The sequence below is a fragment of the Campylobacter concisus genome (genome assembly GCF_003049735.1).
In the GTDB taxonomy this organism is placed as follows: Bacteria; Campylobacterota; Campylobacteria; order Campylobacterales; family Campylobacteraceae; genus Campylobacter_A; species Campylobacter_A concisus_AN.
The window spans coordinates 369673-384567 of the sequence record NZ_PIRM01000001.1; the positions used below are offsets into that span (position 1 = coordinate 369673).

Consider the following 14895-nt stretch of genomic DNA (forward strand, 5'->3'; position numbering starts at 1 on the left):
GGAGAAAATGATAGAGATAGTATTAAACGGCGCAAAATTTAAGGTGCCAGTAAAAAGCCTTGGCGAGCTAAAAGAGCTTGCGCTTGGCGATAAAGAGAGTGAAATTTATAAATTTTTAGAGAAATTTAACGCGACAAAGCCAGATATTTTTATCGTTGATGGCTTTGCTATAAAAGAAGATAGCGAGCTAAAAGATGGCTCAAACGTCGTATTTATAAGGCGTGGCGTGATGCCTGAGCGTGAAGTTTTACGCTCGATGATCGCCTCACGAAACAGCCCTGAACTAAATTTAGCCCTAAGTAAAGCAGTGATTGGCGTAGCTGGACTTGGCGGCCTTGGCTCAAATATCGCGCTAAGCCTAGCTAGAGTTGGCGTAAAAAAGCTAGTGCTTGCCGACTTTGACGTCGTTGAGCCAAGCAACCTAAACCGCCAGCAGTATTTCGTCCGCCACATCGGCTTAAAAAAGACGCAGGCGCTTAAAGAGCTGATAAACGACGTCAATCCCTTTGTCGAGGTCGAAACTCACGATATATTTTTAGATGAAAAAAACGTGGCTAGCGTCTTTGGCGAGTGTGAAATTTTATGCGAAGCATTTGACAATGTAGCTGGCAAGGCGATGATACTAAACGAAGCTGGAGCTAGCCTAAAAGATAAAAAGATCATCGGCGCCTCTGGTATGGCTGGACACTTTAGCTCAAATCTCATAAAAACCATAAAATTTGCCAAAAATGTCTATCTTTGTGGCGACCTCACAAACGAGGCGAAGATCGGTCAAGGGCTCATGGCACCGCGCGTTGCGATCTGCGCAAACCACGAGGCAAATTTAGCCATTAGGCTACTTATGGGCTTGGAGGCGTAAGTGCAAAGTGATAGTTTGATCCTTGGCGGTAAGGAGTTTCAAAGCCGCTTTATCCTTGGCTCTGGCAAGTATTCGCACGAGCTCATCGACTCAGCCATAAACGAAGCTAGAGCGCAAATTCTAACCCTTGCTCTTAGGCGCATAAACGAGAGCAAAGAGCGAAATATACTTGACTTTATTCCAAAAGGCGTGACGCTTTTGCCAAACACAAGTGGCGCTAGAAATGCCAAAGAGGCCGTTCGTATCGCCCAGCTTGCACGTGAGCTTGGATGCGGCGAGCTTGTTAAGATAGAGATCATAACTGACTCTAAATTTCTCTTTCCAGACAACGCCGAAACGATAAAAGCGTGCGAAGCCTTAGCAAATGACGGCTTTGTGCCGATGCCATATATGTTTCCTGATCTAAACGCTGCAAGAGCGATGCTAAGTGCAGGAGCTAGTTGCATAATGCCTCTAGCTGCGCCCATTGGCTCAAATCAGGGGCTAGTTTTTAAAGATATCATTGAGATTTTGATAAACGAGCTTGATACGCAGATCATCGTAGATGCGGGCATAGGCAGGCCATCACAAGCGTGCGAAGCGATGGAGATGGGAGCGGCTGCTATCATGGCAAACACCGCTATCGCTTCATCTAAAAATATCCCGCTCATGGCAAGAGCCTTTAAAGAGGCGATCATCGCTGGTCGCAACGCCTATCTAGCAGGCCTTGGCGCAAAGAGCAAAAGCGCAAACGCCTCATCGCCGCTCACTGGATTTTTAGACTGATGAAATTTACAAGAACCAATCACATGCAGCTGCTGCCTCACATGCAGGATGTTGGTAGCGAGATCATGGATGAAATTTTAAAAGAGCGTGCAAACTACAAGCCAGAAATTTACACCGAAGCTGACGTAAAAGCAGCTCTTAATGCAAAGCACTGCTCGCTTGAAAATTTGAAAGCCCTACTCTCGCCTGCTGCAGCGCCATTTTTAGAGCAAATAGCCCAGCTTGCTCAGGCAAAAACAAGGGCAAATTTTGGCTCAAACATCACGCTTTTTACCCCGCTTTACATAGCAAACTACTGCGATAATCTCTGCGTTTATTGCGGTTTTAATGCTAAAAATAATATAAAAAGAGCAAAGCTAAGCGACGAGGAGATCATAAGGGAGCTAAGAGAAATTTCAAAGAGTGGCTTAGAAGAAATTTTGATCCTAACTGGCGAGAGCGAGACCAACTCAAGTGTCGCTTACATCGCAAACGCCTGCGCTTTGGCAAAGAAATTTTTTAAAGTCGTTGGGGTTGAAATTTACCCGCTAAACTCTGAGGGCTACGCCCTGCTTCATAAAAGTGGCGCAGACTATGTGACCGTCTTTCAAGAGACCTATAATCCCACAAAATACGAAAAAATCCATCTTGGTGGCAACAAAAGGATCTTCCCATACCGATTAAACGCGCAAGAGCGAGCGCTTCTTGGAGGCATGAGAGGAGTTGGCTTTGCAGCACTTCTTGGCATAGATGACTTTAGACTTGACGCCTTTTCGACTGCACTTCATGCGAGCCTCATTCAAAAAAAGTATCCGCACGCCGAGATCGCATTTTCATGCCCAAGGCTTCGCCCTATCATCAACAACGACCGCATCAATCCACGCGACGTGGGCGAGCGCGAGCTTTTGCAAGTGATCTGCGCTTATAGAATTTTCATGCCAACAGCTAGCATAACGATCTCAACCAGAGAAAAGGCTAAATTTCGCGACAACGCCGTAAAGATCGCCACAAATAAGATAAGCGCTGGCGTAAAAGTGAGTATCGGCGCTCACGGAGAAGAGAAAAAGGGCGACGAGCAGTTTGAGATAAGTGATAGCAGAAGCGTGGATGAGATAAAAGCAATGATAAAAGCAAACGGCCTAGAGCCCTTGATGAGCGAGTATGTCTATGTTTAAAATTCTCTGCGTGGCTGATTTTGAAAGCTATGAGGGCGATGACTTTTTAAAGAGGATACAGCTACTTTGCAAGGCTGGCGTGGATGAAATTTTGCTTCGTGCAAAGGGGCTAAACGAGGCTGATTTTTATGATCTTGCTAGGGTTGTGGCTCAAATTTGTGAAAACTACCGCAAGAAATTTATCATTAATCAATTTTTTGACGTAGCTTACAAGCTAAAGAGCGACTTTTGGCTCACTTCGGCGCAGCTTGAATTTTTTAAAAATCACGGCGTTTTTTTAGATGAATTTAGAAAAACAGCTAAAATTTACGCCCCAGCTCACGACCTAGAGCAGGCTAAAATTTCAGCCTCTATCGCTGACGTGCTCGTTGCTTCTCATATATTTGCCACCTCTTGCAAGGCGGGCTTAGAGCCAAAAGGGCTAAATTTTATAAGTGAGCTAAAAAGCTTTGATAAAGAAATTTACGCACTTGGCGGACTAGATAGCGGGAACTACAAAGAGGTCATAAAAGCTGGAGCAAACGGCATTTGCTTCATGAGCCTAGCAATGAACGGCGATATGGAGCTTATAAAAAAGATAGTAGAGAGCAAAAACGGCTAAATTTAGTATAAATTACATAAAATAATACGTAAAATTTTACTCATTTTTGCTAGCGATATATGTTTTTATATCAAACATAAGTAGCGTCACAAGCGATGGCAGCATATAGGAGTTTAGCACTAAAAGCAGCGACTTTGTCAAATTTGACTTTATTAAAGTCTCTATGTCAAGGCTGCTGTTGTAGTTAAAAAAATATAGCAAGGCAAACTCGCCAACAAGAACTATGCGAGAGATCTTTAGCAAGATGTCATTTCCCAGTCTTGCAAATTTATCATCGACCACAAGCGACAAAGTGATCCAGCCAAGTAGCCAAATTGAGCAGGCTAAAGCATAAACAGTAATGCTTTCATCAAATTTTTCAAGTAGTAAAAATACCAAAGGTTGCAAAAATACAAGGCTAGCGACAAACCAAAGAAGTGAGCTAAAGGCTAGCAGGCAAACACAGCCAAAGATAGAAATGGCAGAGATAAAGCCAAAAACCTCTAACCCAAGATAGTAGGCCAGCGCATAGGATAAAAAAGAAAAAACAAGCCAAATTTTAATAATAAATCGCCACCTATTTGCAAAGGCAGTGGCTTTTAAATTTAGGCTATCTGTCAAACTCATTTACGAGATTTTCTTTTGTTTTGGGCGGAAAACTTTCATCACACTTTCATCAGTTTCTATAAATGCACCACCTATTAGATCGATACAATATGGCACCGCTGGAAAAATTGGCTCCAAGCACTCTTTTATCGCCTTTGGCTGTCCTGGTAAATTTATGATGAGCGCGTGGCCTCTTATGCCTGCTGTTTGGCGTGATAGGATCGCTGTTGGGACGTATTTTAAGCTAGTCGCTCTCATTAGCTCGCCAAAGCCTGGCATCATCTTCTCACAAACTGCCTCTGTTGCCTCTGGAGTAACATCTCTAAGAGCTGGTCCAGTACCACCGGTCGTTAGCACAAGATCGCAATCAAGCACATCTACCATGTGTATGAGCTTCTCTTTTATTAGCTCAAACTCATCTGGTATAACTTCGCAAAAATACTCTTTTTCGCTCACTATCCAGCTATCAAGCACTTCACGTATGGCTGGGCCGGACTTATCTTCGTAAATGCCGCCACTTGCACGATCTGATAATGTTAAAATTCCTATCTTTGCTTTCATCTTTTACCTTTTAATAGTTTTCATTTAAAATTTTCGCCAGCATCTCTTTGTCTACGCTCTCGTATGCTAGCAGATGTGAGCTTATCTTTGCGATTTGCTCATTTGTGCCTTTTAAAAAGGATGTGATTTCCTCTTTTGCTTGCTTTAAAATTTCTTCTACATCGTTTGGATTTGGCACAAAAGAGCTTCCCATGCCATATTCATAAACCATCTTTGAAGCGATCTCTTTGGCTAAATTTAGATCACTACTTGAGTTTGAAAAGATGTCGTTTTCATCTATCTCAAGCTTGCACATACCAGCGATGAGCACCTTGATACGAGATATCATCTGCGACTTTGACTCGATCTCTTGCTCTGTGGCCATAAACCTATCTTCTATAAGAGAAATTTTTTCAAATTTCACATCAAACCAATAAGCACTTAGTGCCTTTGCTCCTTGATAGATGGCTTGAATTTTCTTCTCGTTTTCGCTATAGCTTAGCACCTTTTTCTTACCGAGCAAGACCTTGTTTAAAACAGCCTCAAAGTCCCTCATCTTAAGCACACTCTCGCCGTTTCTTAGGGCATTTATCGCAGCTTCATTCACAAGCGTGCTAAGTGCCGCACCTGAAAAGCCAACGCTCATTTTAGCGATATCCTCAGCCGCCACTTCGCAGTTTTTATCTTTTAGATATGTGTTTAAGATCGCTACTCTATCGTTAAAATCAGGCATAGAAAGAAAAATTCTCCTATCAAAACGCCCTGATCTAAGTAGCGCCTCATCGATCATCTCGATCCTATTTGTGGCAGCTATAACGATGACGCCCGAGTTATCTTCAAAGCCGTCCATCTCAGTTAGCAGCTGATTTAGCGTGGCTTCTCGCTCGTCGTTTCTAGTCCCACCCCTGCTCTTACCAACAGCATCTATCTCGTCGATAAAGATGATTGACGGCGCATAGGACTTGGCTCTACTAAAAAGCTCTCGTACTCTCTTTGCGCCCATGCCGACATAAATTTGCACAAAGCTTGCACCATTTTGATAAAAAAATGGCACATTTGCCTCACCAGCAACTGCCTTTGCCACAAGCGTCTTACCAACGCCTGGAGGGCCGATCATTAGCACGCCTTTTGGCATTTTGATACCAAAATTTCTATATTTTTGTGGATTTTTTAGAAAATCAACTATCTCACTAAGCTCGCTTTTGACCTCGCTAATGCCAGCCACATCGCTAAATCTAACATTTGAGATGACTGGCATAGTGTTTTGATTTAGCACGCTTTCTATCTCAAAAGCGCCATCTTTTTTGCTAAGCAAGCTCTCCTCTTTTTTTCTGATACTTCTAAAGATATAAGCATACCAAAGTACAAAGCAGACAAAGATGATAAATCCCCAGATCATGCCAGGAGTGATGTATTGCTTAGTCTTTTCAACAGGCACTTTTTTAATAAGCTCTTTTAGATCGATGCCCTCTTTTATAATAGAAAAACGATTGTTTTGTGCATAAAGCACGACTTCATCATCATCGATTACAGCGCGGTCTATAAAATTTCCATCCATTAGTTGCATATATTGCGAATATGTGATATTTCGTGGCTCTTTGCTAACGGCAAATATCAGTACGCTGATTAATGCGACAGCTGCGATTATTAGGATATTTTTTTTATTAAATTTAAATTTTTGCATAATTGGCATCTGGCTTAACTTCATATTCGCTTACCTCCACCCACTCTTTTGTTATATCTTTTTGGCTTAAAATTTTAGCTTTGTTGTAAAACTGATCAAAGCCCTCGTAAAACTCACCATTTTTTTGCTCGACTAAAATTTTCAAAGCTCCGTTATGTTTTTTTCTAAAATTTTCATTATTTTGCAAAGCTATGCCTTGTAAAATTTTTAGCCTACTTTTTGCTACATCACCGCTAACATCGCTTTTTAGCGTAGCTGAGTGCGTATCACGCCTTGGCGAATAGACAAAAGCGTGCAGATGTGTGATAGGAAATTTCTTAAAATTTTCCACCGCCTCTGCCCAAATTTCCTCACTCTCACCCGGATGTCCCACGATGTAGTCCGTACCAAGCGCAAAGCCAAGAGAGCTAAGCTCATTAAAAAGCTCCAAATCGCTAAATGCGTTATTTCGTCTTCGCATGATCTTTAGCATCGCCTGACTCGTGTGCTGAAGTGCGATGTGCAGATGACGCTCCAGCCACTCTTCTTTTAAAATTTCTCTAAAGCTCTCATCTATCTGGCTTGGCTCGATACTTCCAAGCCTAATGCGTCTAATGCCAGAAATTTTACCCAAGTTTGCTAAAAGCTTACCAAGAGAGCTATTTGTATCTTTGCCGTAACTGCCTATATTTGTGCCAGTTAGTACGAGTTCATTATAGCCGTTTTGGGCTAAAATTCTTGCCTCTTTTAATATCATAGCCTCATCCATGCTTCTAGCCTTACCACGAACTGAAGGGATTATGCAGTAGCTGCAGTTAAAATTGCAACCTTCCTGAATTTTTATAAAAGCCTTGGTGTGATTTTCATAATTTGTAACTATATTTTTATCAACTGAGTTTAAATTTCCAAGCTCAAAAAATGGTTTTTCCTGCTTTAAAAGCTCATTTAGATCACTCTTTTTACTAGCTCCAAGCACTCCGTAAATTCCACTATTAAATAGCTCCTTACCCTTGCTAACCGCACCACACCCAGTTAGCACCACCTTCGCTCCACGCCTTTTTACACCGTTTATATAGTTTCTGACACCGCTATCGGCAGAATTTGTGACTGTACAAGAGTTTATCACGACAATATCAGCAGCATCTTCATCATTTGTGATCTCGTAGTCTTTGATGTAGCTTTTTAAAAGCTCGGTATCATAGATGTTTGTGCGACACCCAAATGTTTTAAAAAATATCTTTTGCATCAAATATTTTCGCTCTCTTGCTCACCGTGTGCGGTATGATCGCTTGGATTTTCTTTTTTACCTACAAACATGGTTTGCGTTGGATAAGCGATCTTTATATCATCTTGAGCCAAAAAAGCCTCGATGATCTCAGCACTTATCGTGCTTCTAAGTGCCAACGTGGCATAGGAATTTGACATAAACCAGCATGAGACATTTATACCATAAGGCTCAAAAAATGTATAAATTCTTGGCTCGACATTTGGATTTTTGATGCTGTATTGGCTTCTTAGTTTATTCATCTGGCGTTTTGCGATATCAGTGTAGCCTTTTGAGTATTTTTTAACGACATTTCTTGCTAGATAGACAGCCTTTTTATGGTTACTATCAAAGCTTATCATGATATCTATACCGTCCCAAACGGTCTTCATACCATAATGAGCATAGTTTGCGATGAGATCGGTAAAGATATAGTTATTTGGTACAAAGATAATTCTACCTGCACGGCGGTTTGTCTTATAAGTCGAGTAGCTAACATCCTCAAAAACGGTCAGCCTAAGTAAAGAGATATCGATCACATCACCTACAAATTCACTACCATCATGAAGTACCCTGATCCTATCACCCACATGTATAGAGCCGCCAAACATGATCACCATCCAGCCAAGCATACTCATAAACATATCTTTCATCGCAATGGCGATACCAGCTGAAGCAAAACCTAGCACGGTTACTAGATATGTGACGTTTTCGATATATGAAAAAAGTAAGATTATGATGATAACGGTGATATTTAAAACGTTTAAAAATTTGTTTACCGTGTAAAATCTCTCATTATCAGTAATCGTTCTTTTAACGATAAATTTAGCAATAAATGTTAGCCCGATCGTCAAAAGGATGATGATAGCTGTATAGCCCATACTTAAAAACTGAGCTTTTATGTCAGAGGTGGTTAAATTTATAGCCTCATCAGCTCTTTTTTCATAGACATTATAAGTTGTATCAGCGATCTGTTTTGCCGCTTTAAAGTCGCCTATTTCTTGTTTTACCAAGTTTAGGCTTTCCCTATTTTGCTCATTTTCTTCGATCAAATTTAGTCTATTTAGTAAATTTTCTTTTGTTTCAAGCTTTTCTAAAAGCGTATCGAGCTCTTTTATATGCCTTTGATACTCGATCTTATCACTCTTTATCTTTTTGATATACGAAAAGCCAGATATAAGTGCAACAGGACTTGTTATCCTTGGTGGAGTATCCATTTCAGGAGCTGCTAGCATATTTGAAAATGGCGTTTTTTCATACTCTTTTAGTAAATTTATCTGCTCTTTTAGAGTTTGGATTCTCTTTATGATATCACTGCCTCTTCTTGAGCTTTTATCTAGCTTTTTTAGTTCATTTTCATTTTTTTCAAGCTCATCAATAAGCCTTTGATAAGTGTTATAGTTAGCATATCTTGTGATCCAGATATTGTTTTTTAGCGAATTGTCTAAGCTTGAAATTTCTTTTCTAAGCTCACTATTTTGTAAAATTTGTGAACTATTTGACTCAACGCTAGCATTTTCTTCTGCGTAAAGAGCAAAGCAGCAAAGCAATAAAATAAAGATCTTTTTCATTTAAATTCTCTTAAAATTTCTAAAATATCCTCTTTTTTGACGTCATTTTTAATGATCGCACTGCCGATTTTATCTGCAATGATGAAATTTATCTTATCATCTTTTGTCTTTTTATCCATAAAGAATGCCTCGTAAAATGCATATTCATTTTCTATTTTGTAGCTTACTGGAAGGCCAAATTTTACCAAAACCTGTTTGATATCCTCTACCTGCGCCTCACTCATGAGCCCTAGTCTTACGCTTAAGCGATTTGCCATATTCATGCCTATCGCCACCGCTTCGCCGTGCAAAAACTCTTTATAATTTGTTTCATTTTCGATGACATGAGCAAAAGTATGACCGTAGTTTAGAATGGCCCTTAATCCTTTTTCTTTCTCATCTTGTTCAACCACTTTTGCTTTTAAATTTATAGACTTTTCGACTAGCTTGGCTAAATTTTCATCGTCTAAATTTATGCTTTTTAACCAATCAAACATCTCTTTGTCAAAGGTTATCGCCATTTTTAAAGCCTCAGTCACGCCAGCTGCAAATTCTCTCTTTGGCAATGTCTTTAAGAAATTTATCTCGCAAAAAACTGCCTTTGGCTGATAAAAAGAGCCTATTAAATTTTTGCCAAATTTGTTATTCACACCCGTTTTTCCGCCCACACTCGCATCGACTTGCGCTAGAAGCGTAGTTGGGATATTTATGAAATTTATCCCCCTTTCATAGATGCTCGCCGCAAAGCCAGTCATATCGCTTATGACGCCACCACCAAAGGCAATTAGTGTAGATGAGCGATCAAATTTACTCACAAAAAGCTGCTCTAAAATTTGCTCTATCGTTTCAAGGTTTTTATACTCTTCGCCGTCAGGCACACTTATAATAAATTTCTCATCGCATTTTAAAACACTAAGTAGCTTTTCAAGATGAAGGCCCGCTACTTTAGCGTTTGTAACGATGCCAACCTTGCCTTTTAGCTCTAGTCTCTCAAGCTCGTTTATATAAATTTTATAGCTTGACGCCTTTTCTTTAAGGTTTAAGTTTATCTGCATTTTTACTCACTTATTGGCACAAAAAGCTGTGCGTTTTGGCTTAGTTTTTTATAAAGCCTATTTAAATTTGTCGATAAAAAGGCAAATGTCCCACCATTTGCCACGCTTTTGCTAAACATCACAAAATGAAGCAGATCTTTTGTATTTTTTAGTTTTACAAGCGGATTTTTAAGATTGTGATTTTCTATCTTTATGCGTTTAGAAAATAGCGCGCTAATGCTCTCAAAATGCTCTCTTAACGCTTCATCATCGCTGTGTTTATTGTCAAAATAGTAAAATTTCATCTCCAAATCAAGCTGTGCACAGCAGTCTGTTATCACAGCTGATTGATTCTCCACTTCTTGACTTTGATCGCCTAGTATCACACCCTCTTTTATATTTGAGAGCAAAATTTTGCCCGTTTTTAGCACTGGAAGTTTTAGCTCGTAAAATAGCTTTTTAAATTTAAAAAAGTATTTATCGTCGCTTAAGATTAGGCCGATATCGTGCTTTAACACATCATGTTTTATAGATTTGTTATCACTATTAAAATAATCCATCAAAACAATGATATTTTTCTCTTTTATCGCTTTTAAAGTATCTAAATTTTCACCTAAAGTTGGATTTATCACTCTAAAAAAAAGGCGTTTATTATTTAGCTTTGAATGCAAATACAAGCTATCCTTTATGAGCTTGCTAACACGTTCTTTACCCATTGAGATCATATCGATCAGCACATAGATGTTGCTACCAAACGGGCTTGGAAACTGCCCACTTTCACGCTTGATCGAGCGGTAAACATTTTGAAGCACATTTGGATCACCAACGATTAGCAGTATATCACTTGGCTGTATCATTACATTTGGCTTTGGCAAGATTATCTCGCTACCTCGATATATGAGGGCTATTCGCCACTTTTTTTGAGCTACTGAGCTGATGTGACGATACATATAAGAGCTACCTATTGGCACCTTAACTTCCATGATCTCACCCTCACTAAGCCCGATATTATCAGCTAAAACTGGTAGATCTGGCAAATAGTCCATAAGCCTTGATGCTGCAATATCTCTGATATCAACCACGCTTAAGTGTTTATCGCTTACAAATATTTCTTTACATTTTTCATCAAGCTCCCATGAGCTCATAAAAACAGTCTCGGTCTTTGTGCTGATCTGTCTTAAATTTTCATAAACAGCAACCGCCTCATTTCTATCATCGCAAACTATACAAAACTGACTAAAATAGCCATCGCTTACGCTTTTTAGCTTTGAGAGGCTAGTTGGATCAAACTGGTAAAATGTAAAATTTTCATAATTTGATTTTTGACTGTAATCCTCACTTGAAACAACGATATAGTGATGTAAATTTGATTTTGTTTCAAGCAATCTGTTTAAAAAATTTCTTGCGAAAGTTCCATCTGCGATTATTAAAATTTTCTTCATCAATTCTCCGTATTTTAAAGCTCACATTATAACAAAAGGTCTTTAAAATAAGCTATTTTGGCTATAAATTTAAAATTTACAGCCAAGAAAATTTAAGAGATTATTTCAGAGATTAGTGTATCGATTGCTAAATTTGTAGCCTTATTTATAGTATCAAAAATAGTACTTGAGCTTGGATCTGGACAAAAAATTTCTTTTGTGATCATGCCTGATTTTAGCGAAGTGTTTGCATTAAACAGCTCATAAGCTAGCGAAACTTCGGCCTTGTCGCCTCTTATTTGAAGAGAGATGATGCTTACTTTTAGTCTAAGATCTTTTGCATTTGGTGAAAATATCGGCTTAGCAGCACAATTTGAATAAAGCCCTTTTACAAGCGATTTATAAACCATTTCGCTTGGCTCAGAGACAAATTTAGCATCTGTTAGATATCTGATTTTATTATTTTCAGCTACGATCAAAATTTTTCTAGTATCGACCATATCAAGAGCGCTTACATTTTCGATGAAGACATTTTTTAGCTCTTTTTGCTTGTTTTCAGCCGAGCAAGCCTTGTTCGAATAGTGAATTTCATACATCGTTGCAACTGGTACATCTGTCTTTAGGGAGCAGCCAAGAAAGAAAAAAGTAGCTGCTATACATATCAAATTTCTCATTTTTTATCTCCTTTGTCATTTGGCACTGGATTTGTGAAGAAAAACTCGTAAGGATTGTCTTCAAGCCTTTGAAGCGCGCCTCTAAATTCGCGAAGCGTCTTGTCAAATCCATTTAAAAAATCACTCGCTTCTCTTAATAACGGCCCAACTGTATTTCTAAGGTCGTATTCACCATCTTTAGCCTTTTTAGTGATAAGCTCTTGCAGCGAATTATATCCAGTGATGGCCGAATTTGCCGATACAAAAACTTGGTTCGCATTTGAGATTAGTCTGTTTAAATTTTTAACCAGTTCTTTTGTATCGGTTTTGTTTAAAGTGTCTGTAAAATTTTTCACATTTTTAACGATACTATCAACCTCGCTTAATCCCTCTTCGTCTGTTAAAACTTGTGTAAATTTATCAATATTTTTAAGGACTGACTCTACGTGAGCAATATTTTCAGGCGAGAAAAAGTTATCGACTTTATCAAGTGTTTGATTTATCTTTAAGGTGATGTTTTCAGCGTTGTTTCCAAGCTTTGAAAAGAGGCTCTCTTCAAGCTGCAAAATAGGCTTTTGACCTGATGTAAAGTCTTTTGTTCCACGGCTTATATTTATACTAGCAACACCGCTAATAGCCTGAACTTCTATACTTGCCACGCTATCGGCCTTTATCGGCAGATCTTCTCTAATTTTCATTGTGATGTTTATAAGAGCGTTTTTATCATCGACAAAATTTATATCACTAACACTTCCAGCTGGCACACCGATAAATTTAACCGTAGAATCGACCTTTAGACCGCTTGGTAGCTCAGTCGTGTGGATGTAGTACTCTTTAAAATCAACCTTTGTATTATTTTTGCTAGTCATCCACCAAATAAATATCGCAAATGCTGTAAGGCAAGCCATAAAAAACATGCCAACAATAGTATAAGAATTTCTATTTTCCATCTACTTTTTCCTCATTTTAAATAGCTCTTCAAGTGGGTTGTTTTTAAGATATTCAAGCTCTTTTATATTTCCCTCAAAAGCTATTTTTTTGTTATCTATTATCAAAAATCTATCCAAAATATCAAAAATACTATCAGCATCATGAGTCACCATGACAACAGTCACGCCGATGCTATCACGAAGCTCTTTTATGAGTGCATCCATCTGGCGTGAGCTAACTGGATCGAGGCCGCTGTTTGGCTCATCTAAAAATAGCACCCTAGGGCTTAGCACCAAGGCTCTTGCTAGCGCGGCACGCTTTTTCATACCGCCACTTAGCTCGCTTGGATAAAGCATAGATACCTCTTTTTTTAGCCCTACTTTTTGTATCCAAAACATCGCTATCTCATCGATCTGACGTTTGTTAAATTTAGAGTACTCATGAAGCAAAACGCCCACATTATCAAGGATCGTCATCGAGCTATAAAGTGCGCCAAACTGAAACATCGTCCCACTTTTTAGCTTAATCTCTTGCTGCTCCTCTTGACTACCTTTCCACATATTGACACCGTCAAAAAATATATCGCCCTCGCTTGGCTTTTTTAGATATATCATCGTCTTCATAAGCGTCGTTTTACCAGCGCCACTACCGCCTAAAAAGCCGTAAATTTCTGCCTCTTTTACGCTCCAGCTTACATTATCGTGCATTATCTTATCGCCATAACTTGTCGTTATGTTTTTTCCAACTATTATCTCGTTCATATCTTTAGCCACATAAAAATTATCGCGAAAAACGCATCAAGCGCGATAACCCAAAATATCGCATTTACGACGCTAACTGTTGTCATTGCTCCAAGGCTTTGGGCATTTTGACTCACACCAAATCCCCTCATGCAGCCAATTATTGCTATTACTGCGCCAAAAAATGGAGCTTTTATCATGCCAACAGCAAAGTGCCTAAGCTCAACCATCTCGCGAAATCTATTTAGATAGTCGCTAAAGCTGATATCAAGTATCGTTTGGCAAATAATCATCTGCCCTAAGATACTTATCGCGTCAGCTATAAAGATAATGACAGGCACGCAAAGTACCATGGCAATGATGCGTGGCAGCACCAAGAAGTTAAATGGCTCAAAGCCCATCGTCTTCATCGCGTCTATCTCTTCGGTTAGCTTCATAGCGCCAATTTGAGCAGTAAAACTAGAGGCTGATCTACCCGCGATGACGATAGCAGCGATGAGTGGGGCCACCTCTCTAAGCGTTAGCATACCCATGATCTCTACTATAAATATACTTGCCCCAAAGCTTGCAAGCATCGCACTGCCAAGATAGGCAAGCACAACACCTATCAAAAAAGCGGTGAGGGATACGATAAAAACGGCATTTACGCCGCCATCTTTTATATAGTTACTAAATTCCCTAAATCTAAGACTGGCTGGATTAAATAAAATTTTTACGCTTTTTATTAAAAATTCGCCCAAGAACGTGCCAAACTCAGCTAAATTCACAAAACCTTCACAAATTTTTTCACCGAGTCGTGAGAAGAAATTTAGACTATTGTGCGGCGGCATATAGTTAAAATCAATCTTTTCATCATTTAAAAGATCACCCATCGCCTTTATCTTCTCATCATTTGTAATGATCTCAAATTTCTTACCATTTAGTGCATTTCTTAAAAGGATTAAAATAGCATAATCAATACTTTTTAGCTCGCTAAAGTCAAATTTAATACTGCCACTAAGTTTTTGGATTTTTTTAAAAATGCTTTGTAAATTTTTTGCGTCTTTATAGCTAAACTCACCTATAAATTTTATAGTCTGAGCGCCATTTGCCACTACAAAAATGACATCATTTTTATTTTGCAAAAAGTTCCTTTG

The 14895-nt window shown here is 39.0% G+C and carries 15 protein-coding genes; 4 read left to right on the forward strand and 11 right to left on the reverse strand.

The genetic code is table 11. The features are described 5' to 3' along the window. The first annotated feature begins 7 nt into the window (after window positions 1–7). The 4 genes from thiF to CVS97_RS01835 are packed head-to-tail and all read left to right on the forward strand — an operon-like array spanning window position 8 to window position 3379. Window positions 8–859 carry a sulfur carrier protein ThiS adenylyltransferase ThiF gene (thiF, locus tag CVS97_RS01820; protein WP_107784872.1) on the forward strand — a complete coding sequence of 284 codons (852 nt, stop codon included), beginning with the start codon at window positions 8–10 and terminating at the stop codon, window positions 857–859. Beyond that, the gene (locus CVS97_RS01825; RefSeq protein WP_107784873.1) at window positions 860–1624 is read left to right on the forward strand and encodes a thiazole synthase; all 765 of its coding nucleotides are present in this window, start codon (window positions 860–862) and stop codon (window positions 1622–1624) included. Then, window positions 1624–2778: a 2-iminoacetate synthase ThiH gene (gene thiH, locus CVS97_RS01830; protein WP_107784874.1), complete on the forward strand. Its 1155-nt coding sequence runs from the start codon at window positions 1624–1626 to the stop codon at window positions 2776–2778. Before CVS97_RS01825 ends, thiH begins: the two co-directional genes overlap by 1 nt. Beyond that, a complete protein-coding gene (locus CVS97_RS01835) occupies window positions 2771–3379 on the forward strand; it encodes a thiamine phosphate synthase (RefSeq protein WP_107784875.1) in 609 nt (202 codons plus the stop codon). Before thiH ends, CVS97_RS01835 begins: the two co-directional genes overlap by 8 nt. Before the next feature lie 36 nt (window positions 3380–3415). Here the strand turns inward: CVS97_RS01835 and CVS97_RS01840 are convergent, their stop codons facing one another. The 11 genes from CVS97_RS01840 to CVS97_RS01890 all read right to left on the reverse strand — a co-directional run bounded on the left by CVS97_RS01840 (window position 3416) and on the right by CVS97_RS01890 (window position 14883). After that, on the reverse strand, window positions 3416–3985 hold the full coding sequence (locus CVS97_RS01840; RefSeq protein ID WP_107784876.1) for a nitrogen fixation protein NifR: 570 nt from the start codon (window positions 3983–3985) through the stop codon (window positions 3416–3418). Further along, a complete protein-coding gene (mog, locus tag CVS97_RS01845; protein WP_107784877.1) occupies window positions 3986–4525 on the reverse strand; it encodes a molybdopterin adenylyltransferase in 540 nt (179 codons plus the stop codon). Window positions 4526–4535: 10 nt separating this feature from the next. Next, window positions 4536–6212 carry an ATP-dependent metallopeptidase FtsH/Yme1/Tma family protein gene (locus CVS97_RS01850; protein WP_413784177.1) on the reverse strand — a complete coding sequence of 559 codons (1677 nt, stop codon included), beginning with the start codon at window positions 6210–6212 and terminating at the stop codon, window positions 4536–4538. After that, window positions 6175–7416 (reverse strand): tRNA (N(6)-L-threonylcarbamoyladenosine(37)-C(2))-methylthiotransferase MtaB, encoded by a 1242-nt coding sequence (mtaB, locus tag CVS97_RS01855; RefSeq protein WP_199905960.1) that lies wholly within the window; start codon window positions 7414–7416, stop codon window positions 6175–6177. The genes CVS97_RS01850 and mtaB overlap by 38 nt, the downstream gene beginning before the upstream one ends. Continuing rightward, window positions 7413–9002: a mechanosensitive ion channel domain-containing protein gene (locus CVS97_RS01860; protein ID WP_107784878.1), complete on the reverse strand. Its 1590-nt coding sequence runs from the start codon at window positions 9000–9002 to the stop codon at window positions 7413–7415. Before CVS97_RS01860 ends, mtaB begins: the two co-directional genes overlap by 4 nt. Further along, window positions 8999–10036, reverse strand: a complete 1038-nt coding sequence (gene aroB / locus CVS97_RS01865; RefSeq protein WP_107784879.1) for a 3-dehydroquinate synthase — start codon at window positions 10034–10036, stop codon at window positions 8999–9001. Before aroB ends, CVS97_RS01860 begins: the two co-directional genes overlap by 4 nt. Before the next feature lie 2 nt (window positions 10037–10038). Continuing rightward, window positions 10039–11457, reverse strand: coding sequence for a COG3400 family protein (locus CVS97_RS01870; RefSeq protein ID WP_107784880.1), 1419 nt, complete (start codon window positions 11455–11457; stop codon window positions 10039–10041). Window positions 11458–11549: 92 nt separating this feature from the next. Beyond that, the gene (locus CVS97_RS01875) at window positions 11550–12110 is read right to left on the reverse strand and encodes an ABC-type transport auxiliary lipoprotein family protein (RefSeq protein ID WP_107784881.1); all 561 of its coding nucleotides are present in this window, start codon (window positions 12108–12110) and stop codon (window positions 11550–11552) included. Next, window positions 12107–13039: an MlaD family protein gene (locus tag CVS97_RS01880; RefSeq protein ID WP_087577005.1), complete on the reverse strand. Its 933-nt coding sequence runs from the start codon at window positions 13037–13039 to the stop codon at window positions 12107–12109. Before CVS97_RS01880 ends, CVS97_RS01875 begins: the two co-directional genes overlap by 4 nt. Then, on the reverse strand, window positions 13040–13780 hold the full coding sequence (locus CVS97_RS01885; protein ID WP_107784882.1) for an ABC transporter ATP-binding protein: 741 nt from the start codon (window positions 13778–13780) through the stop codon (window positions 13040–13042). After that, entirely contained in the window at window positions 13777–14883 is a 1107-nt protein-coding gene (locus tag CVS97_RS01890; RefSeq protein WP_107784883.1) for an MlaE family ABC transporter permease, read from the reverse strand. The genes CVS97_RS01885 and CVS97_RS01890 overlap by 4 nt, the downstream gene beginning before the upstream one ends. Between the last annotated feature and the right edge of the window lie 12 nt (window positions 14884–14895).